Raw genomic sequence first — 20,485 nt, forward strand, 5'->3', positions numbered from 1 at the left:
TCCCACTTTGGTGGGGTAAGGCCCCCGGTTGATGATCGGGTTGATAGGTCGGAGATGGAAGCGCGGTAACGTGTGGAGTCGACCGGTACTAATAGGCCGAGTGGCTTGACCACACAATACGTTCAAGACATGTCGCAGTGTTGTTGTGTGGTGTTCGCGTCCCTGTGTGGTTCCCGGAAAACAAACGGGAACCCGTTTGGTCTTTACAAGTGAATGTTTCGAGCCTGGTCTCGGACGATGAGTTTCCCGCACCCCTGGTTGGTTGGGGTGTTGGGGTTGGTCGTTCGGTGGTTTTGGCGAGAGGGAAACACCCGGTCCCATCCCGAACCCGGAAGTTAAGCCTCTCAGCGCCGATGGTACTGCATGGGGGACTGTGTGGGAGAGTAGGACGCCGCCGGACTCATTGTTGGGAAGGGCCCCGCCTTGTGGCGGGGCCCTTTCTCATTTCTGGGGTATTCGCGCCGGCGCCGGGGTCAGTTTTCCGGGTAGTCGGCGCTGAGGGTGACGTCCCGCCAGGCATCGAAGCCCGTCCTGAGGGTGTCGAGCCTGGCCGTGGCGATGTCGAAGGCGGCCTTGCCGAGCAGCAGCCGCAGCGGGGGTTCGTCGGAGCCGACAGCGTCGATGATGGCGCCCGCGGCCCGTACGGGGTCTCCCGGCTGCTTGCCATAGGTGGCGAGGGTGCTTGTGCGCCGCGCGCCCGCCGTATCGGTGTAGTCGTCGATCGTGGTGCGGGACTGTCGCATGGACGGGCCCGACCAGTTGGTGCGGAAAGCGGCCGGTTCCACGATCGTCACCTTGATGCCCAGGGGAGCCACCTCGGCCGCGAGGGACTCCGACAGCCCTTCGACGGCGAACTTGGTGGCGTGGTAGTAGCCGGTGGCGCCGAAGGCGGCCAGGCCGCCGAGTGAGGAGATGTTGACGATGTGGCCGCTCCTGCGGGTGCGCATGCCCGGCAGGACGGCGCGGGTCATGTCGACCACCCCGAAGACGTTGGTGTCGAACAGCGCGCGGATCTCATCGTCCTCGCCCTCCTCCACGGCGGCGAGGTAGCCGTATCCGGCGTTGTTGACCAGGACGTCGATGCGTCCGAAGGCGGATTCGGCCTCCTTGACGGCCGCTGCGATCTGGCCGGTGTCGGTGACGTCGAGCGCCAGGGCGAGGGCGCGGTCCTCGTGGCCGGTGACCAGGTCGGCGATGGTGCGCGGGTCGCGGGCGGTGACCGCGACCCGCCGGCCGCGGTCGAGGACGGCGGCGGCCAGGGCCCGTCCAAGACCGGTCGAGCAACCGGTGATGAACCAGACGGGGGAGTTCGTGCTCATGCGGAATGTCCTTCTCTGATGTGCGGATGCGATCTAGGGCATGGGTCGGCCCGGGGTCGTGCGGGCGTGGGTGGTCAGTGGTCGCCGGTCGGGGTGTTCTCCGTCGGCGCGGATCCGGTCGCCTCACCGGCGGTGAGGCTGCCCAGCAGGGACAGCGCCTGCTCGGACGGGCTGCCCGCGGCGGCCTCGTAGACGACCAGCTGCTGGCCGGGCGCGCTGTTGACGGTGAGCGACTCGTAGTCGAGCGTCAGCTCCCCGACCAGGGGATGCCGGAAGCGTTTGGTCTCGTGCGTCTTCTGGCGGATGTCGTGGCGGGCCCACAGGCGGCGGAAGTCCTCGCTCTTCAGCGACAGCTCGCCGACCGTCTCGATCAGCCGGGGGTCGTCGTAGTCGGTCCCGGCGGCGGAGCGGAGCCCGCCGACGGTGTTGATCGCCACCCGCTCCCAGTCCGGGTAGAACCCGCGCGCGTCCGGGTCGAGGAACACGAGCCGGACGAGGTCGCCGCTGTAGGTGTGCCCGTCGAACAGGGCCCGTCCCAGCGCGTTGTGCGCGAGGACGGTCAGGCAGCGGCCGAGGACGATCGCCGGGGTGCGGTGCCAGCCGTCCATCATGCTGAGCAGGGTCGGGCTGACCCGCTCGGGGCGGACGCGCGGACGCCGCCGCGACGGTGCCGGGTGGGCGAGCCGGTGCAGATGCGCCGTCTCGTCCGCGGCCAGGCACAGTGTCCGGGCGAGCGCGTCCACCACCTGCGCCGACGGGTGCCGTTCGCGGCCCTGCTCCAGGCGGACGTAGTAGTCGGTGCTGACGCCCGCCAGCATCGCGACCTCCTCGCGGCGCAGCCCCGCCACCCGGCGCCGGCCCCCGACGGACAGCCCCGAGTCCTCGGGCCGGACCAGCGCGCGCCGGGCGCGGAGGAACTGTCCCAGCAGGTTCTCGCCGTCCATGCCTTCGACACTAGGCGCCGATCAAGCGTGGGTGGAGCCCGTAAGGGGGCCGTGATACTCCTACCGTCGGCGGTGTCAGAGAAGCGCGTTGAAGGTCGCTTCGGGGGCGTCGCGGTCGGTGTAGAGGGTCCAGGCCGCGTCGGCGAGGGCGTCCGGGTCGAGGGTGCCCGCGGGGAGCGGGCCGGGCATGGCGGTCATCATGCGGTGGATGTCGCCGCGCTCGATCAGCCCGCCGATCGTCAGGATTCCCGCGTAGACGCCCTGGTCGGCGAGGCCGGCGTGCAGGGTGAGGACGTAGTTGCGCAGTGCTGCGGAGGAGATCGCGAGGCTGCCGAGGGCGGGGACCGGGACGACGGCGCTGAGGCCCCCGGCGAACAGGAGGCCGCCGTCGCCGCGCTCCAGCATGCGCGGCAGGACGGCGCCGACGGCGTCGATCGCGGGGTAGGTCCAGCCCATCGCCTCCTTCGCCGACGCCACGTCGGTCGCGGTGATGGACGCGGGGATGGCGTCCGGGTCGGCGGCGCCCGGCCCGTAGTAGACGACGTCGATGGAGCCGTGGTGTCCGGCGGCGGCGTCCAGGGCGGCGAGCAGCGAGGGGCGGTCGCGGACGTCGGCCCGGTGCGCGGTCGCCTTGACGCCCGCCGCGTCCAGCGCGGCGAGGTAGCCGGGGTGGCGGCCCGCGTTGCGGGAGATCAGCGCGATCTCGTGGCCCTCGCGGCCGAAGCGGTGGGCGACGGACATGCCGAGCCCGGGGCCCGCTCCGATGACGACGGTCGTGGGCATGGGTGCCTCCGTTAAGTTGAGGGTGCCCTCAAAATTGAGGATGACCTCAAGTTAGCCGAAAGTCGAGGGTGACCTCAAGTTCGTAGAATGAGCCCATGGCGAGGACCAGCCGTGCCCCCCGGGCCGACGCGGCGCGCAACCGGGACAAGCTGCTGGCCGCCGCCGCGAAGGTCTTCGGCGAGCGCGGGCTGGACGCGCCGCTGGAGGAGGTCGCGCGGCGGGCGCAGGTCAGCATCGGCACGCTCTACAACCACTTCCCGGCGCGCCGGGACCTCATCGACGCGATCTTCCCGGTGCGGCTGGCGGCGCTGGAACAGGTCGCCGACGCGGCGCTCGCCGAGGCCGACCCCTGGAAGGGGTTCGTGCTGTTCGTCGAGGGCCTGTTCGCGTTGCAGGCGCGCGATCGCGGCCTCAACGACGTCCTCGCCCGGCGCTACCCGGCCTCCCCGGAGCTGAGCGGGGCCTGCCACCGGGGGTTCGTGCACCTGGTGGAGATCATCGAGCGGGCGCGGGGCGCCGGGTTGAGGGAGGACTTCGAGGCGCAGGACATGGCGCCCTTGATGTGGGCGATGTCGCAGGTCATCCGCGAGACGGCGGACGTCGCCCCGGACGCCTGGCGCCGCTTCCTGGCCTTCCACCTGGACGGGCTGCGCGCGGGCGCCGCGGGTCCGCTGCCCGCCGGGCCGCTCACCGAGGAGCAGGCTCGGGGCCGTCCGGGTGAGCCCGCGGGCTCTCCAGGGAGATGAGGAAGGATTCCAGCGCGTCCAGGTCGTCCTCGCTGAAGACCCTGATGCCCGAGCGCTCCAGGAGCGCGGTGGTGACGCCCGCGCCGGGGATCGGCGTGCCGGTGAACGTCCCGTCGTAGACGCGGTGGCTGCCGCAGGACGGGCTGCCCTCCTTGAGCAGCGCGACGCGGGCCCCGGCGCGGCGGGCGGCGTCGAGGGCGAGGCGGGCGCCGCGCAGGAAGGCATCCGTCACGTTTTCGCCGGCGGCGGTGACGATGCGGGCCGTGCCGTCCAGGACCGAGCCGGAGCCGACGATCTCGGCGGGCGGGCGGGGGACGGGCAGGCCGCCCGCCACCTCGGGGCAGAACGGGACGAGGCGCCCCTCGGCGCGCCAGCGTCCGAAGAGGCCCGCCTCCATGGGCTTGGCCCTCCCGTCGTATCGGACGGGCCTTCCCATGAGGCAAGAGCTGACCAGTATGCGTTCCACGCACACCAGCCTATTCGGCCACTTGCCTGACTCCCCGCACGGGCGAATAGTGGTGGCGACCGCCGCACGCAGGGAGACCGGCAATGGTCCTTCTCGGCCGCAAACTCCCCGAGGCGCCCGCCCCCGCGCGCCCTCGGGGCTCGGTACTGGTGTCGTGGGTGACCACGACCGACCACAAGGTGATCGGGTATCTGTATCTGATCACATCGTTCGCGTTCTTCCTGCTCGCCGGGCTGATGGCGATGGTGCTGCGCGGGGAGTTGGCCTCGCCGGGGCAGCAGATCGTGAGCAACGAGCAGTTCAACCAGCTTTTCACGATGCACGGCACCGTCATGCTGCTGCTGTTCGCGACGCCGTTGTTCGTCGGGTTCGCCAACGTCATCATGCCGTTGCAGATCGGCTCGCCGGATGTGGCCTTCCCCCGGCTGAACATGCTCAGCTACTGGCTCTTCCTGTTCGGCGGGTTGATCGTCTTCGCGGCGTTCCTGTCGCCGGGCGGCGCGGCGAGTTTCGGATGGACGGCCTACGCCCCGCTGACGAGCGAGGTCCGCTCGCCGGGGATCGGCGCCGATATGTGGATCATGGGCTTGGCGCTGTCGGGGTTCGGGACGATCCTCGGCGGTGTCAACTTCATCACGACGATCATCGGGATGCGGGCGCCGGGCATGACGATGTTCCGGATGCCGATCTTCACCTGGAACATCTTCTTCACCAGCCTGCTGGTGCTGATGGCCTTCCCCGTCCTCGCGGCGGCGCTGCTGGTGCTGGAGTCGGACCGGCGGTTCGGCTCGCACGTGTTCGACCCCGCCTACGGAGGGGCGCTGACCTGGCAGCACCTGTTCTGGTTCTTCGGCCATCCCGAGGTCTACATCATCGCGCTGCCGTTCTTCGGGATCGTCACCGAGGTCATTCCGGTGTTCAGCCGCAAGCCGCTGTTCGGGTATTTCGGCATGGTCGGCGCGACGATCCTGATCGCGGGCCTTTCGATGTCGGTGTGGGCGCACCACATGTTCACCACGGGCCAGGTGCTGCTGCCGTTCTTCTCGTTCATGTCGTTCCTGATCGCGGTGCCGACCGGGGTGAAGTTCTTCAACTGGGTCGGGACGATGTGGCGGGGCACGCTGAGCTTTGAGACACCGATGCTGTTCGCGGTGGGATTCCTCGTGACGTTCCTGTTCGGCGGGCTGACCGGGGTGATCCTGGCGTCGCCGCCGCTGGACTTCCAGGTGCAGGACTCCTACTTCGTGGTGGCCCACTTCCATTACGTCGTCTTCGGCACCGTGGTGTTCGCGATGTTCGCGGGCTTCTATTTCTGGTGGCCGAAGATGACCGGGAAGATGCTGGACGAGCGGCTGGGCAAGGTCCATTTCTGGTTCCTGTTCGTCGGCTTCCACACGACGTTCCTCGTCCAGCACTGGCTGGGCGCGCGGGGGATGCCGCGCCGGTACGCGGACTATCCCGAGGAGTTCACCGCGCTGAACCGCGTCTCCAGCGCGGGCGCGCTGATCCTCGGTGTCTCCACGCTGTTCTTCCTCTACAACGTGTACCGGACGGCGCGGCACGGCGTCCGGGTGCGGGCCGATGATCCGTGGGGCTACGGGAACTCGCTGGAATGGGCCACGTCGTGCCCGCCGCCCCGGCACAACTTCGACGCGATCCCGCGGATCCGCTCCGAGCGGCCCGCGTTCGACCTGCACTACCCGAAGGTGGAACCGGCGGACGGCGGGGGAGCGGCCTCCGGCTGACCGCCCGTCGCGCGCCCGACGGAGGCCGGCGCCCCGCCCGATTCCCGCCCTTGCCGATCGGCAATCATGACGATAACGCCGTCGTAACAATCTCGGCCTTCGCGACAAATCAGACGAGCCCGTGCGGCCGCTGGCACTACGGTTCCCGCGGGACGGTGAGCTGCATCACAGGGGGCGGCCAGGGGTGAGCGACGGACGCGGCGGCGGGGAGACGTGATGGCCAGGCGGACGCGGTCGGTACGGACGAAAATCGTGTTCCTGCTGGTCCCGCCGGTCGCGGCGCTGATCCTGCTGTGGGCCTTCACGGCGGCGGCCACGCTCGGCGACACCCTCCGGCAGACCCGGACCCGGACGTTCACCGACAAGGTCATCAAGCCCACCGACGCCATGATCGCCGCCTTGCAGGACGAGCGCCGCATGTCGCTGTCCTACCTCGGCGACGACCGGACGATCGGCCGGTCCGGCTTCGACGCCCAGCGGGCGCGGACCGACCGGACCCGCGCGGCGTTCCGCGCGGCCGCCTCCGACCCGTCGGTCCGGGGCGCCGCCGCGCGGCGCACCCGCGAGCGGATGGCCGACCTCGCGGCCTCGCTCGGCGAGATCGAGGCGGTGCGCACCTCGGTCGACAAGCGGCTCATCGACCGCTCGGAGGCGCTCGGCCGCTACACCGCCTTCATCGACCGGGCGGCCGAGATCTATGAGGAGCCGCGCTCCGACGACGACCGGATCGTCCGCGACACCCGGCTGCTGCTCGGCCTGGAGCGGGCCCGCGAGAGCATGTCCCGCGAGGACGCGCTGGTCACCGGCGCGCTCGCGGCACGCAAGATCAGCCATTCCGAGTACCTGCGGCTCGTGCAGCTCGTGGGCGCCCGCGCGTTCCTCTACGACGACTCGACCCGCGCGCTGCCGCCGGGCGACCGCGTCCGCTACGACGCGATCGTGTCCGGCGCCGCGTTCGTGGAGTTCCGCAAGCTGGAGGACGAGCTGATGCAGGCCGGCGCCGCGCAGGGGCGCCCGCCGGTGGACATCGGCGCGTGGCACACCTCGATCGAGACCGTGAACACCCAGCTCGCCGACCTGTCATCCGGCATCCGCTCGGCCGCCGCCGACCGCGCCGCGCAGAAGGCGGACGCCGTCCTGCTCCGGCTGTACCTGACCGGCGGCCTGGGGCTCCTCGCCGTCGTCGTGGCGGTCGTCGTCGCGGTGCGGATGGCGCGGCGCATCATCCACGAGAGCCGCGAGATGGCCGACGCGGTCACGACCTTCACCCGGGACCGGCTGCCCGCGATCACCGAGCGCGCCCGCCGCGGCGAACCCGTCCCGGACGAGGACATCGTCCCCGCCGCGGAGTCCAGGCCCGCCGGGGAGGCCAAGCCCGCGGAGCCGCCCAAGCCGGGCGAGGACGAGCCGACCGGCCCGCCCGCCTGGTTCGCGCGGTTCGCCGCCGCGCCGCCGCAGACCGGGTTCACGGTCACCGAGATCAGCCGGATCGACAAGGCGTTCGCCGAGGCGCGCCGCGCCGTCATCCGCGCGTCCTCCGGCGAGGCCGCCGCGCACAAGCGGCTCAACGACGTGTTCGTCACGCTCGCGCGGCGCAACCAGTCGCTGCTCCAGCGGCTCCTCGGCCGGCTGGAGGCGATGGAGCGCGGGACCGAGGACCCCGACGCGCTCGCCGCGCTTTTCGAGCTGGACCACCTCGCGACCCGGATGCGGCGGCACGCGGAGGGTCTGGTGATCCTGTCCGGGCGCCCGTCGGGGCGGAGCTGGCGGCATCCCGTCCGGCTGATGGACGTGGCGCGCGCCGCGGCCTCGGAGATCGAGGACTACACGCGGGTGGACGTCGTCCCGATGGGCCGGGCGGCGCTGTCCGGACGCGCCGTCGCCGACACCATCCACCTGCTGGCCGAGCTGGTCGAGAACGCCGCCGCGTTCTCCCCGCCGACCACGCGGATCCGGGTGACCGGCGGGGAGGTCGCGCACGGCTTCGCGGTCGAGATCGAGGACCGCGGGCTCGGCCTCACCCGCGAGGAGATCGCACGGCTGAACCGGCTGCTGGCCACCGACCCCGAGCTGAAGCTGGACGACTCGGTGCAGCTCGGGCTGTTCGTCGTCGCGCGGCTCGCGGCGCGGCACGGCATCCGCGTGTCGCTGCGCTCCTCGGCGTACGGGGGCGTGATCGCGATCGTGCTGATCCCGCACGCGCTCGTCGTCGACGCGCAGGACGCGGCGCGGGACCCGGGCGCGCCCGCCGGCGGTTCGGGCGAGTACCGGCCGCTGGTGGCCGTCTCCCGCACGACGATGGAGCCGGCGGGGGAGCGGGCCCCGGTGACGCCCAAGCTCGCGCCCGCGGCGCCGACCGTCCTGCCCTCGCGCCGCGAGGACGACGCCGAACCCGGCACCGGGCCGGGCGGGCTGCCGCGGAGGCGGCGGCAGCAGAACATCGCCCCGCAGCTCAGGGCGGCCGCGCCCGGCGAGTCCGGCGAGACGCCCGTCGAGCGCTCGCCCGAGGCGGCGCGCAGGCTGATGTCGACGATGCAGAGCGGCTGGCGGCGCGGCCGGGAGGACGACGCCGAGGCCGAGCGCGACGGCGACGGCCGGGCCCCGGAGACGCCGCCCCCAGGGCCGGGCGGTGAGTGATGCCCGACGAGCCGGACGACCTGTGGGTCGACGAGATGGCCGGGCCCGTCGTGCGTCCCTTCGCCGTGGCCGGCGGCCGGACGCGGCAGAGCGGCGCGGACGACCTCGACCTCATCGCGATCGTCACCACCGCCGAGGTCCCGATGCCGGATCCGAGCACGCTCGGGCCCGAGGACGAGCGGATCCTGGAGCTGTGCCTGCGGCCGCGGTCGGTGGCCGAGCTGGCGGCCGACCTGAGCCTGCCGGTCGGGGTGGTCCGCGTGCTGCTGAGCGACCTGCTGCGGCGGGCGCTGGTGACGGTGGACCGGCCCGCCGCGACCGCCACCGGGCGCCCCGACCCGCGTCTCCTCAAGGAAGTGATCGATGGTCTCCGTGCGCTATGACCGGCGCGGCCTGCCGAGGTTCAAGGCCCTGATGGCGAGCGCGGCCCTGCTCGCGGTGGTCGCGGCGGCCGGGTGCGGCTCGGGCGACGGGCGGGTCGAGGCGGGCGCGCCCGGGGTGACCGACAAGCCGTGCCCCGAGGCCGTGAACAAGGACCACGGCTGCATCTACCTCGGCACCATCTCCGACCTGACCACCGGCCCGTTCCGGGCGCTCGGGTCGGCGGTGACCAAGGCGCAGCGCGCGTTCTGGGACCGCGTCAACCGGCAGGGCGGCATCGGCGGCTACGACATCGACGTGGTGACCTACGTCCGCGACAACCACTACCAGCCGCAGGCGCACGTCCGCGCGTACGACGAGATGAAGGACAGGGTCCTGGCGCTCGCGCAGACGTTCGGCTCGCCCGAGACCGACGCGATCCTCGGCGACCTGCGCGCGAAGAAGATGATCGCGCTGCCCGTCTCCTGGACCTCGCGCTGGGAGTTCGAGGACGACATCGTCGAGTCGGGCTCCTCCTACTGCTTCGAGGCGATGAACGCCGTCGACTACGGCGCGGACGAGTACGGCGCGAAGAGCGTGATGGCGATCCACTACACCGGCGACTACGGCGACGACGCGGCGGCGGGCGCGCGGATCGGCGCGCGGGCGCGCGGGCTGTCCTTCACCGACGTCCCGACCACGCAGGGCGCGGCGGTGCAGAACGCCGCCGTGCAGGCGATCATGACGCGCAAGCCCGACCTCGTCGTGCTCACGACGTCGCCGGACGACGCCGCCTCCATCATCGGCAGGACGGTCGACGCCGGGTTCCGGGGCCGCTTCATCGGCGACAACCCGACGTGGGACCGGAGCATGCTGCGCGACCCGTCCGCGAGCGCGATCAAGTCGCGCTACCTCCAGGTCGCGCCGTGGAAGCCGTACGCGACCGACTCGCCGGGCCACACCGCGATGCGGCAGGCGGTCGGCCGGACCGATCCCGACGACAACCTCGTCTCGGGGTGGGCGCTGTCGTATCCGCTGAAGGCGGCCCTGCAGCGGGCGGTCCAGAAGAAGGACCTGACCCGCGCGGGCCTGTTCGCGGCGGTCCGCGAGATCACCTACGTCGACTACGAGGGCATCCTGCCGTCCGAGGCGGGCAACTCCTCCGGCACGCCGAACGACTCGGCGTTCCGCAAGACGGTGTTCTCCCGGCCGGACGAGCACGAGTTCTCCGGCCTCAAGGTGCTCACCGACTTCACCGAGGGCCCGACGGCGAAGGGCTACCGGCTCGACCGGCCCTGCCTCGCCGGGCCGTGAACGCTCACCGTCCGGCGCGGATGCGGCCGACGGCGAACTGCGCGACGCGGACGGCGGCCGCCGGGCTCAGCCGGGCGCCGCGCCACGCCGCCCGGCCGTACGCGGGCGCCACGATCAGCGCCTGGTTGCGCGCGACGCCCCGCATGATGTCGCGAGCCAGCCTGCCTGTCGTGTAGGGACGCGGCGCCGCACGCGCGATGTCGTCCGCGGCGTCGCCGCTCAGCGGCGTCTCCGGCAGGTCCGGGTTGATGTTGCGCAGCAGCGGCGTGTCGACGAAGCTCGGGCAGACGGCGCTGACCCGGACGCCGCGTCCGGCCGCCTCGGCGCGCAGCCCGAGCGACAGCCCGACGACCGCGTGCTTGGTCGCGGTGTAGGGGATCCCGGCCGGCATCGGGACGAGCCCGGCGAGCGAGGCGGTGTTGACGATGTGCCCGCGCCCCTGCTCCAGCATGATCGGGTACGCGGCGTGGACGCCGTGCACGACGCCCCGCAGGTTGACGTCGATCGCGCGGTTCCAGTGGTCGAGCGCGAGCTCCTCGGCGAGCCCGCCGATCGCGATGCCCGCGTTGTTGAACACGAGGTCGAGGCGTCCGTGCTCGTCCCGCACGGCGCCGTACAGCGCCGCGACGGCGGCGGCGTCGGTGACGTCGAGCGGCGCGGCGACCGCCGTGCCGCGGCGCAGGCCGTTCAGCCGGTCGGCGACGGCCCGCGCGCCCGCGGCGTCGATGTCGGCGACGACGGCGGTGTCGCCGCGCGCCACCAGCGAGGTCGCGATGGCGCGGCCGATGCCCGAGGCGCCCCCGGTCACGATCGCGACGCTCATGCGCGCGCCCCGCCCGACGGCTCGACGGCGCGGCGCGTCCGCGGCTCGTCCCAGATCCCGAACGCCTTCCAGATCCGCCGGTTGACCGGGTCGACCACGCCGAGCTCGGCCATCAGGTCGCGGATCTTGCCGACCGAGTTGGCGATCTCCGCCTGCGACGCCTCGCTCCGGTACGCGGCGCGCACCACGTCCTTCGGGATGCCGAAGTGCCGCACCATCGGGCCGGGCGGGGCCAGCATGATCCGCGCCATCACGCCGAGCACGACCGGGGTCGCGACGCCGAGGATCCGGCGGCGCAGCGGCCTCATCGCGGGCACCCGGTGCCGGAGGTAGTGCCGGGCGAAGGAGATGTGCCGGGCCTCCTCCGCGATGTGGATCTTCATGATCGTCTCTTCCAGCGGGTGCTTGATGTGCCCGCCCTTCAGCGACTTGCGCTGGACGTAGTCGATCGGGTCCTCGCCGCCGAGCACGAACACGAAGAACATCTCGGTGTTGATCAGCGGGATCCACGGGGCGGCCTGCGCGATCAGGCTGAGCGAGCGCGGCATGCCCCGGATCGGCATCCCGGTCCGGTTCACGAACTCCTGGAACATCATCCCGTGGTGACACTCCTCGGTCGTCTCGTGGTAGACGTACCGGAACTCCGGGCGGCCGTTCGGCAGCCGGTAGGCGTAGTTGAGCAGGCCCCGCTTCAGCAGGTTCTCGAACTGGAGCCCGATCTTCATCGCGGTCGCGACCCGCCACAGCCCGATCTGGGCCTGCACCTCCGGCGGCTGCGCCTGGTACCAGGCGGTCTCGCCGAGCCGGTCGAACGGCGGCAGCACCCAGCGCGGATCGTTCTTGTCGACCGCGAACTCCGGGTCCTCCCACGGGATGTCGGCGTAGGCCTCCCAGTGCTTGTCGACCGACGCCCTGTTCAGCCGGTCGATGACACCGAGGTAGGACTTCGCGTCGGTGACCTGCGCGCGGACCTCGTCGGCGAGTTCGGTGGGGGCTTTCGGCATGTCGGACTCCCTCGGGGCTGGTACGGGCGGCGTCGCCGTCGCCGGGCTGCGGTGTCGGGGGCCTTCAGGTCCTGGTGGGAACGGCGGTGGACGCGGCGGTGGGGGAGGCGCCGGGCTCGGGGACGAGTTGGCGCGCGAAGTCCTTGAGCGTGCGCAGGACGGCCTCCTGGTGGCCGCTCTCGTCGTCGTCCAGCGCGTTCTGCACCGACAGGCCGACGAACATCGCGAACACGCCGCGCAGGACGCTGTCGGTGAACTCCGGCGTGAGCGTGTTCGCGGGGAACAGCCGCTCGAACGTCTCCACGATGACCTGGAGGACGCGCTCGTTGAGGTCGCGGCAGAGCGGGCGCAGCTCGTCGTCGGTGCGGGCCGCCACCGCCAGCTCGGTCAGCGCCTTGGCGGGCTTGTCGCGGAACACCTCCCACAGCAGGTCGAGCGCGCCCGCGACGTCGCGCCGCTCCGCCGGGAGCACCGCGAAGGCCCGCTCGTAGGCCAGCCGCTGCGCCTCAAGGAGGTGCTCCAGCGCCGCCGCGACCAGGACCATCTTCGTCGGGTAGTGGTGCTGCTGCGCCCCGCGCGACACCCCGGCGCGGCGCGCCACCTCGGTGGTGGACGTGCCGGACCAGCCGAGGTCCACCAGGCAGTCCATGGTGGCGTCGAGGAGTCTGGCCTGGGTCCGGGAGCGGCGTTCCTCCTGGGTACGGCGGCTCCCGCCGTGGCGGCGGCGTCTCACTGGCACAACCCCGACGGTACGAGCGCACAAACAAGCAAGCAAGCCTGCATGTATGTTGCGCCGGTCACAATTGGACGCCGCGTCTGATTCGATCTTCCCGGCCGTACCGCGCGGGGCGTAGCCGGCGCGGTGCGCGCACACCCGGAGGCGCAGCACAGGTACCTCTCCTGGCCCGACGACGCGCGGCACGTCCCGGCGACACGATCCCGGACATGGCAAACGCGGCACAGGCAAGGCAAGCGACCAACGACGAGAAGAGGGGCCGGGGAGGGGCCAGGACGGTCCGGCTCAGCAAGGTGTACGGCACGGGCGACATGGCCGTCCGCGTGCTGGACGAGGTCAGCGTGGAGTTCCCGGACGGACGGTTCACGGCGATCATGGGCCCGTCCGGCGCCGGGAAGTCCACGCTGATGCACTGCGTGGCGGGCCTGGACGCGGCGACCTCCGGCCAGGTCTACGTCGGCGACCAGGAGCTCGGCGCGCTGTCGGACCGGGCGCTCACCCGGCTGCGGCGCGAGCGGATCGGGTTCGTGTTCCAGGCGTTCAACCTGCTCCCGACGCTGACCGCGCGCGACAACATCACGCTGCCGATGACCCTCGCGGGGACGAGCCCGGACCGGGAGTGGTTCGACACGGTGGTGCGCGTCCTGAAGCTGGGGGAGCGGCTCACGCACCGGCCGTCGGAGCTGTCGGGCGGGCAGCAGCAGCGGGTGGCCCTCGCGCGGGCGCTGGTCACCCGCCCGCGGATCGTGTTCGCGGACGAGCCGACCGGCAACCTCGACTCCCGCACGGGCGCCGAGGTGCTGACGCTCCTGCGCGAGGCCGTGGACGACCTGGGCCAGACCGTCGCGATGGTCACCCACGACCCGGTCGCGGCGGCGCGCGCCGACGCGGTCGTGTTCCTCGCCGACGGGCGGATCGTCGACGTCATGGACGCGCCCACGCCCGACCGGGTGCTGGACCGCATGCGCGGGCTGGGGGACCACTCATGATCGGCATCGTCCTGAAGGAGCTGTGGGGCCGCAAGCGGCGCCTGGCGGGCTCGCTGATCGCGGTGTTCCTCGGCGTGACGTTCCTGACGGGAACGCTCGTCCTGGGGGACACGCTCGCGGGAAGCATCGACGGCTACTTCTCCCGCGCCTACGGGGAGACCGACGTCAGTATCAGGAACTCGACCAGCGTCAGCGACGCGCCGTGGAGCGCGCGCGGGGAGATCGACGCGTCCGTCCTGGAGCGCGTCAGGAAGGTGAACGGCGTCGCCAACGCCGAGCCCTACATCCAGGGCTCGGGCCAGCTCCTCGCCAAGGACGGCACGACGATCCAGTCGCGCGGCCCCCGCACGGCGGGCAACTGGATGACCGACCCCAAGCTCAACCCGTACCGGCTCGCCGAGGGCCGCGCCCCGCGCGCCCCGGACGAGGTCGTCATCGACAAGATGTTCGCCGACAAGGGCAAGCTCAAGGTCGGCGACCGGACGGCGGTGCTCACCCCCGACCGGGTCGCCGTCACGGTGGTCGGCATCAGCAGGTTCGGCGACCAGGACGCCTTCGGGGAGACCTCGTTCACCGCCTTCAGCCTGGAGGGGGCGCGGCGGCACGTCACCCGGACGCCCGGCCTCGTCACCGGCGTGTGGCTGCGCGCGGCGGACGGCGTCGGCCAGGACGAGCTGGCCGCCAGGGTCAGGCCCGTCCTCGCCCCCGGCACCGAGGCCGTCACCGGCAAGGCGCAGGTCGACGAGGGCATGACCATGGTCGAGGACGGCTTCCTGCGCGTGTTCCGGATCGTACTCGGCGCGTTCGGCGGCGTCGCGCTGCTGGTCGCGGCGTTCAGCATCCACAACACGTTCGCGATCACCACGGCGCAGCGGACCCGCGAGTCGGCGCTGCTGCGCGCCCTCGGCGCCGGCCGCCGCCAGGTCGTGACGCTCGTCGGCGTCGAGGCCCTCGTGGTCGGCGGCGCCGCGACGCTCGCCGGGCTCGCGGGCGGCTACGGGTTCGCGGCCCTGCTCCGGCAGCTGTTCACCCAGCTCAAGATCGGGATCGCGATGGAGGGCCTCGTCGTGTCGGCGACCTCGGTGCTGATCGCGGCGCCGGTCGGGATCGCGGTGACGCTGGTCGCCGCGCTCGGCCCCGCGCTCAAGGCGTCGCGGGTCCCGCCGCTGGCCGCGCTGCGCGAGGTGGCCGTGGAGGCGGGGCGCCCGTCCGACACGCGGGTCATCGTCGGGGGCGTGCTGGCGGCGGTCGCCGCGGGCACCGTGGTCCTCGGCGCGGTCGGCGAGCAGATGGCGATGGCCGCCGCGGGCGCGGTGCTCACCGTCGTCGCGATGGTCGTGCTCGGGCCGGTCGCGGCCCGCCCGGTCGCCGCCCTCGCCGGCGGGCCCGCCGCCCGGCTGCGCGGCGTCTCCGGGCGGCTCGCCCGCGACAACGCCGGCCGCAGCCCCGCCCGCACCGCCGGCGCCGCGACCGCGCTGATGATCGGCGTCGGCGTCGTCACGCTGCTGACGGTGTTCATCGGCTCGCTGCGCGCCAACCTGGAGGACGGCGTCGCCGGGTCGTTCAAGGGCGCGATCGTCGTGGACGGCGGCAGCAACGAGACCGCCGGGTTCAGCACCGCCCTCGCCGGGCAGGCCGCGCGCCTCCCGCAGGTCCAGAACGCCGCCGGGCTCGGCAACGGCAACATGCGGGTGGACGGGAAGAACGCGGGCGTCCACGTCGGCGACCCGTCCGCGCTGCGCCGCGTCCTCGACCTGGACGTGCGGCAGGGCAGCCTCGCCGACCCCGGCGCGTTCGCGGTGTCCAAGAAGGTCGCCGACGACAAGGGGTGGCGCGCCGGGTCGGCCGTCGGTGTGCAGTTCGCCGACGGCGCCCGCCAGACGCTGCGGATCGGCGCGGTCTACGAGAACGCCGACCTGGTCGGCGACTACCTCGTGCCGAGGACGGTCTGGAACGCCCACACCCGGCAGCCGCTCGACCTCATGGCGTTCGTCGAGCTGCGGCCCGGCGCGTCCGCGGGCGATGTGAGGCAGGCGCTCACCGCGCTCGCCAAGCCCTACGGCGCGCCGGAGGTGGAGACCCGGGACGCCTTCGTCTCCCGCCAGACCGAGGAGATGAACGGCTTCATCGGCGTCGTCTACGGGATGCTGATCCTCGCGATCGTCATCGCGCTGCTCGGCATCGCCAACACGCTGTCGCTGTCGGTGCACGAGCGGACCCGCGAGCTCGGCCTGCTGCGCGCGGTCGGCGCGACCCGTCCGCAGGTCAGGTCCATGATCCGGTGGGAGTCGGTGATCGTCGCGCTGTTCGGCACGGCCGGCGGCCTCGGCCTCGGGCTGTTCCTCGGCTGGGGGCTCGGCACCGCGCTCGGCAACCCGTTCGCGCCGCAGGCCGTCCAGGTGACGATCATCGCGGTGGTCGGGACCGTGGCGGGCGCGCTCGCCGCGATCCGCCCGGCCCGCCGCGCGGCGCGGCTGGGGATCCTGTCCGCGATCGCCTCGGTGTGAGGCCGGCCCGTGACCCCGGGGATCGCCCCCGGGGTCACCGGCCGCGCGCGGATAGGGTGTCCCCATGCAGGTCAACCAGTCGGGCAAGCTGGCCAACGTCTGTTACGACATCCGTGGACCGGTGCTCAAGCGCGCCAAGCGGCTTGAGGCCGAGGGCAACAAGATCCTCAAGCTGCACATCGGCAACCCGGCCCCGTTCGGCTTCGAGGCCCCGCCCGAACTCCTCCAGGACATGATCCGCAACCTCCCCGAGGCGCACGGCTACAGCGACTCCAAGGGCATCCTGCCCGCCCGCCGCGCCGTCGTGCAGCGCTGCGAGGACGGCGGCGTCACCGGCGTGGACGTCGAGGACGTCTACCTCGGCAACGGCGTGTCCGAGCTGATCGTCATGACCCTCCAGGCGCTGCTCAACGACGGCGACGAGGTGCTGATCCCGGCGCCCGACTACCCGCTGTGGACGGCGGCGACGTCGCTGTGCGGCGGCACCCCCGTCCACTATCTGTGCGACGAGGACGCCGGGTGGGAGCCCAGCCTGGACGACATCGAGTCCAAGATCGGCGACCGCACCCGCGCGATCGTGATCATCAACCCGAACAACCCGACCGGCGCCGTCTACTCCCGCGACGTCCTCACCCGCGTCGTCGAGGTGGCCCGCCGCCGCAACCTGATCATCCTCGCCGACGAGATCTACGACCGGATCCTCTACGACGGCGCGGAGCACATCCCGATCGCGTCGCTGGCCCCCGACCTGCTCTGCCTCACCTTCGGCGGGCTGTCCAAGAACTACCGGGTGGCGGGCTTCCGCGCCGGCTGGGTCGTGCTGTCGGGCCCGAAGGAGCACGCCGAGTCCTACATCGAGGGCCTGGACATCCTCGCCAACATGCGGCTGTGCCCGAACGTCCCCGGCCAGCACGCCGTCCAGGCCGCGCTCGGCGGCCACCAGAGCATCGACGACCTCGTCCTGCCGACGGGCCGCCTCGGCGAGCAGCGCGACCGCGCCTGGAAGCTGCTGAACGACCTGCCCGGCGTGAGCTGCGCCAGGCCCCAGGGCGCCCTGTACGTCTTCCCGCGCCTGGATCCCGAGATGTACCCGGTCGAGGACGACATGCGCTTCGCCCTCGACCTCCTGGAGCAGCAGAAACTCCTCGTCGTCCAGGGGTCGGGGTTCAACTGGCCCTCCACCGACCACTTCCGCGTCGTCACCCTCCAGTACGCCGACGACCTGGAGGACGCGGTGGGCCGCATCGGCGAGTTCCTCCAGACCTACCGGCGCTGAGGTCAGGCGGTCGCGGCCTGGTCGAGGCGCCGGAGCGCGCCGCGCACGACCTCGGGGTCGGTCGTGGCCCAGAACGGCGGCAGCGACCCCTTCAGGAACCCGCCGTAGCGCGCGGTGGCCAGCCGGGGGTCGAGGACGGCGACGACGCCGCGGTCGTCCATGGACCGCAGCAGCCTCCCCGCGCCCTGCGCCAGCAGCAGCGCGGCGTGCGTCGCGGCGACCGCCATGAAGCCGTTGCCGCCGTGCGCCGCGACCGCCCGCGAGCGGGCCGAGGTGACCGGGTCGTCCGGACGCGGGAACGGGATCCGGTCCATGATCACCAGTTGCAGCGACGGACCGGGCACGTCCACCCCCTGCCACAGCGACAGGGTGCCGAACAGGCACGTCCGCTCGTCCTCGGCGAACTGCTTGACCAGCAGGGACGTGGAGTCCTCGCCCTGGCACAGCAGCGGATGCGACAGGTGGTCCTTCAGCTCGTCGGCGGCCTGCCGGGCGGCCCGCATCGAGGAGAACAGCCCGAGCGCCCGGCCCCCCGCCGCCTCGATCAGCTCGGTGATCTCGGTCAGGTAGGCGTCGGCGAGCCCGTCACGTCCCGGCTGCGGCAGATGCCGCGCCACGTACAGGATGCCCGCCTTCGGGTGGTCGAACGGGGAGCCGACGTCCAGACCCGACCATGTCAGCTCCTTGCCGTCCTCGCCGTCCTTCGTCGCGGTGCGGGCGAGGCCCTCGGCGGCGGCCTTGGCGTCCCGCGAACCGTTCTCGGCGAGCGGCGGCAGCCCCCACTGCCGGGCCAGCGGCTCGAACGACCCGCCCAGCGTGAGCGTCGCCGACGTCAGCACGGCCGTGCGCCGCTCGAACAGCGTGGTCCGCAGCAGGCCGCCCACCCCGATCGGCGCGACCCGCAGCGCCGGAGGACGCTTCGGGCGCCCCTCCGGGACGAACGGCTTCTCCAGCCACACTACGTCGAACCGCTGCGCGATCTCCGGCTGGAACGCCTCCAGCAGCCGCACCGCCGTGTCGTGCAGATCCCCCAGCGAGGAGCGCGCGGCCTTGCGCGCCGCCATGTCCCCGGGGTCGTTCTCCTTCTTGTCGGGGCCGAGCGCCGTGATGCACGCGTGGGCCGCGTCCCGCACGACGGTGATGGTGGTGCCGAGAGCGGGGGACAGGACGTCCATGCGCCCGGCGGGCAGATCCTCCAGCAGGATGCCGAGCCCCTCCGCCGACTCCTTGAGCCGGTCGGCGGTGGCCTCCTCGATCAGCCGCCCGCACCGCCGCGCGGCCGTCTCCACGGCCGCCGCGCTCAGCTCCCCGGTCGCGACCGAGGTGACCCGGTCGACCAGCTCGTGCGCCTCGTCCACGATCACCACGTCGTGCTCGGGCAGGACCTGGAACTCCTCCAGCGCGTCGATCGCCAGCAGGGCGTGGTTGGTGACGACGATGTGCGCCTCACCCGCCTCCGCCCGCGCCAGCTCGGCGAAGCACTCGGTGCCCTGCGGGCAGCGCGTCGCCCCGAGGCACTCCTTCGCCGTCACCGCGACCTGCCGCCACGCCTGCTCGCTGACCCCGGGCACCAGCTCGTCGCGGTCCCCGGTGCCGGTCTCCTCGGCCCACTCGTTGAGCCGCTTGACCTGCCGCCCCATCGCGGAGAGCTGCTGCGGGTCGAACAGGCTCTGACCGGGCTCGTCCTCCTCCGGGACGCCGGTCTGCACCCGGTGCAGGCACAGGTAGTTGCGGCGGCCCTTGAGGATCGCGAACTTCAGCTCCGTCCCGAGCATCGGCCCGAGCGCCTCGGCGAGCCTGGGCAGGTCCCGGTCGACGAGCTGCCGCTGCAACGCGATCGTCGCCGTCGAGACCACCACCGTGGTCTGCTTCTCCACCGCGTACCGGATCGCCGGGACGAGGTAGGCCAGCGACTTCCCGGTGCCGGTGCCCGCCTGGGCCGCGACATGCTCACCGGACCCGATCGCCTTCTCCACCGCCCGCGCCATGTCCACCTGGCCGGGACGCGTGGCGCCGCCGATGGCCTCGACGGCCGCGGACAGCAGGGCCGTCATTTCGGGAATCCGGGTATCGCTGCCGGTCAGCAGATCAGGGGCGGGCACGCCGCCCAACGCTACCGCCCGCGAAGGACACCCGCGTCCCTCCACCCCCACCCGGCCCCGCCAAACCTCCCAACCCCTCACTCCAACCCCTGACCGAATACGGCCACCCCACGGACCGGCCCGCGTCGGGCCATCGGGCCGTCGGCGTGCCGAGGCGTTCGGCCCGCCGCGCCGGGACACCGGGAACGCGTGCCCCGGGCCGGGCGCGCTCCGCCTCCGCGGCATCGGCCAGAATGGGAACGTGGCCGCAGAGAGAGAAGTCCTGACCTGGGAGTTGTTCGGCGTCGCGAGCCGTGACCTGGCGCAGAAGGTCGCCGACGGCGGCTACCGCCCCGACCTGATCCTGTCCATCGCGCGCGGCGGCCTGTTCGTCGCCGGGGCCCTCGGCTACGCGCTGGACGTCAAGAACCTGCACGTCATGAACGTGGAGTTCTACACCGGCGTCGACGAGCGCCTCGATCTCCCGGTGATGCTGCCTCCCGTCCCGAACGCGATCGACCTGTCGGGCGCGAAGGTGCTGGTGGCCGACGACGTCGCCGACACGGGCGCCACCCTCAAACTCGTCCGCGACTTCTGCGCCGACCATGTCGCGGACGTCCGCTGCGCGGTCATCTACGAGAAGCCCTATTCGACCGTCAAATGCGAATATGTCTGGCGCCGCACCGACCGCTGGATCAACTTCCCGTGGTCGACCGAGCCGCCGGTGGTCGCGGGCCGCGTCCTCGACGCCTGAC

The 20,485-nt window shown here is 72.4% G+C and carries 17 protein-coding genes and 2 rRNA genes; 11 read left to right on the forward strand and 8 right to left on the reverse strand.

Features of this window, described 5'->3' with window-relative positions:
- Together KLI87_RS22730 and rrf are read left to right on the forward strand one after the other, a co-directional pair.
- Positions 1-113, forward strand: a 23S ribosomal RNA gene (locus tag KLI87_RS22730); the annotation flags it as partial.
- Positions 114-283: 170 nt separating this feature from the next.
- Positions 284-400, forward strand: a 5S ribosomal RNA gene (rrf, locus tag KLI87_RS22735).
- A gap of 73 nt (positions 401-473) precedes the next feature.
- On the opposite strand, the gene KLI87_RS22740 is transcribed toward rrf, so the two are convergent.
- The 3 genes from KLI87_RS22740 to KLI87_RS22750 form a co-directional block, all read right to left on the reverse strand.
- Entirely contained in the window at positions 474-1,319 is an 846-nt protein-coding gene (locus KLI87_RS22740) for an oxidoreductase (protein ID WP_214618623.1), read from the reverse strand.
- 74 nt (positions 1,320-1,393) lie between these two features.
- Positions 1,394-2,263 (reverse strand): helix-turn-helix transcriptional regulator, encoded by an 870-nt coding sequence (locus KLI87_RS22745; RefSeq protein WP_214618624.1) that lies wholly within the window; start codon positions 2,261-2,263, stop codon positions 1,394-1,396.
- Between the two features lie 75 nt (positions 2,264-2,338).
- Positions 2,339-3,046 (reverse strand): SDR family oxidoreductase, encoded by a 708-nt coding sequence (locus tag KLI87_RS22750; protein WP_214618625.1) that lies wholly within the window; start codon positions 3,044-3,046, stop codon positions 2,339-2,341.
- Positions 3,047-3,141: 95 nt separating this feature from the next.
- Here KLI87_RS22750 and KLI87_RS22755 point away from each other — a divergent pair, with 95 nt between their 5' ends.
- The gene (locus KLI87_RS22755; protein ID WP_214618626.1) at positions 3,142-3,792 is read left to right on the forward strand and encodes a TetR/AcrR family transcriptional regulator; all 651 of its coding nucleotides are present in this window, start codon (positions 3,142-3,144) and stop codon (positions 3,790-3,792) included.
- On the opposite strand, the gene KLI87_RS22760 is transcribed toward KLI87_RS22755, so the two are convergent.
- Complete coding sequence (locus KLI87_RS22760; protein ID WP_214618627.1) at positions 3,734-4,258, reverse strand: DUF523 domain-containing protein; 525 nt, start codon at positions 4,256-4,258, stop codon at positions 3,734-3,736. The two genes, KLI87_RS22755 and KLI87_RS22760, sit on opposite strands and share 59 nt — an antisense overlap.
- An 83-nt stretch (positions 4,259-4,341) precedes the next feature.
- Here KLI87_RS22760 and ctaD point away from each other — a divergent pair, with 83 nt between their 5' ends.
- The 4 genes from ctaD to KLI87_RS22780 all read left to right on the forward strand — a co-directional run bounded on the left by ctaD (position 4,342) and on the right by KLI87_RS22780 (position 10,314).
- The gene (gene ctaD, locus KLI87_RS22765; RefSeq protein WP_156214867.1) at positions 4,342-6,003 is read left to right on the forward strand and encodes a cytochrome c oxidase subunit I; all 1,662 of its coding nucleotides are present in this window, start codon (positions 4,342-4,344) and stop codon (positions 6,001-6,003) included.
- A 216-nt stretch (positions 6,004-6,219) separates the two neighbouring features.
- Complete coding sequence (locus KLI87_RS22770; protein WP_214618628.1) at positions 6,220-8,640, forward strand: nitrate- and nitrite sensing domain-containing protein; 2,421 nt, start codon at positions 6,220-6,222, stop codon at positions 8,638-8,640.
- On the forward strand, positions 8,640-9,023 hold the full coding sequence (locus KLI87_RS22775; protein ID WP_156214869.1) for a DUF742 domain-containing protein: 384 nt from the start codon (positions 8,640-8,642) through the stop codon (positions 9,021-9,023). Before KLI87_RS22770 ends, KLI87_RS22775 begins: the two co-directional genes overlap by 1 nt.
- Positions 9,004-10,314, forward strand: coding sequence for an ABC transporter substrate-binding protein (locus tag KLI87_RS22780; protein WP_214618629.1), 1,311 nt, complete (start codon positions 9,004-9,006; stop codon positions 10,312-10,314). Before KLI87_RS22775 ends, KLI87_RS22780 begins: the two co-directional genes overlap by 20 nt.
- Positions 10,315-10,318: 4 nt before the next feature.
- Here the strand turns inward: KLI87_RS22780 and KLI87_RS22785 are convergent, their stop codons facing one another.
- The 3 genes from KLI87_RS22785 to KLI87_RS22795 form a co-directional block, all read right to left on the reverse strand.
- The gene (locus tag KLI87_RS22785; RefSeq protein WP_156214871.1) at positions 10,319-11,137 is read right to left on the reverse strand and encodes an SDR family oxidoreductase; all 819 of its coding nucleotides are present in this window, start codon (positions 11,135-11,137) and stop codon (positions 10,319-10,321) included.
- The gene (locus KLI87_RS22790; RefSeq protein WP_214618630.1) at positions 11,134-12,141 is read right to left on the reverse strand and encodes a diiron oxygenase; all 1,008 of its coding nucleotides are present in this window, start codon (positions 12,139-12,141) and stop codon (positions 11,134-11,136) included. The genes KLI87_RS22785 and KLI87_RS22790 overlap by 4 nt, the downstream gene beginning before the upstream one ends.
- Before the next feature lie 64 nt (positions 12,142-12,205).
- Positions 12,206-12,880: a TetR/AcrR family transcriptional regulator gene (locus KLI87_RS22795; protein WP_308166129.1), complete on the reverse strand. Its 675-nt coding sequence runs from the start codon at positions 12,878-12,880 to the stop codon at positions 12,206-12,208.
- Positions 12,881-13,086: 206 nt separating this feature from the next.
- On the opposite strand from KLI87_RS22795, the gene KLI87_RS22800 reads away from it, so the two are divergent.
- The 3 genes from KLI87_RS22800 (at position 13,087) to KLI87_RS22810 (ending at position 17,649) form a co-directional block, all read left to right on the forward strand.
- The gene (locus tag KLI87_RS22800) at positions 13,087-13,866 is read left to right on the forward strand and encodes an ABC transporter ATP-binding protein (protein WP_214618631.1); all 780 of its coding nucleotides are present in this window, start codon (positions 13,087-13,089) and stop codon (positions 13,864-13,866) included.
- Positions 13,863-16,373 carry an ABC transporter permease gene (locus tag KLI87_RS22805; protein ID WP_214618632.1) on the forward strand — a complete coding sequence of 837 codons (2,511 nt, stop codon included), beginning with the start codon at positions 13,863-13,865 and terminating at the stop codon, positions 16,371-16,373. Before KLI87_RS22800 ends, KLI87_RS22805 begins: the two co-directional genes overlap by 4 nt.
- A 64-nt stretch (positions 16,374-16,437) precedes the next feature.
- On the forward strand, positions 16,438-17,649 hold the full coding sequence (locus KLI87_RS22810; protein ID WP_214618633.1) for a pyridoxal phosphate-dependent aminotransferase: 1,212 nt from the start codon (positions 16,438-16,440) through the stop codon (positions 17,647-17,649).
- A 2-nt stretch (positions 17,650-17,651) separates the two neighbouring features.
- Here KLI87_RS22810 and KLI87_RS22815 read toward each other — a convergent pair whose 3' ends face one another.
- Positions 17,652-19,703, reverse strand: a complete 2,052-nt coding sequence (locus KLI87_RS22815) for an ATP-dependent DNA helicase (protein ID WP_173390682.1) — start codon at positions 19,701-19,703, stop codon at positions 17,652-17,654.
- 289 nt (positions 19,704-19,992) lie between these two features.
- Between KLI87_RS22815 and KLI87_RS22820 the strand changes: the two genes are divergently transcribed.
- Positions 19,993-20,484 (forward strand): phosphoribosyltransferase, encoded by a 492-nt coding sequence (locus KLI87_RS22820; RefSeq protein ID WP_214618634.1) that lies wholly within the window; start codon positions 19,993-19,995, stop codon positions 20,482-20,484.
- Position 20,485 lies beyond the last annotated feature (1 nt).

It is taken from the genome of Actinomadura sp. NEAU-AAG7 (assembly GCF_018603865.1).
GTDB lineage: Bacteria > Actinomycetota > Actinomycetes > Streptosporangiales > Streptosporangiaceae > Spirillospora > Spirillospora litoris.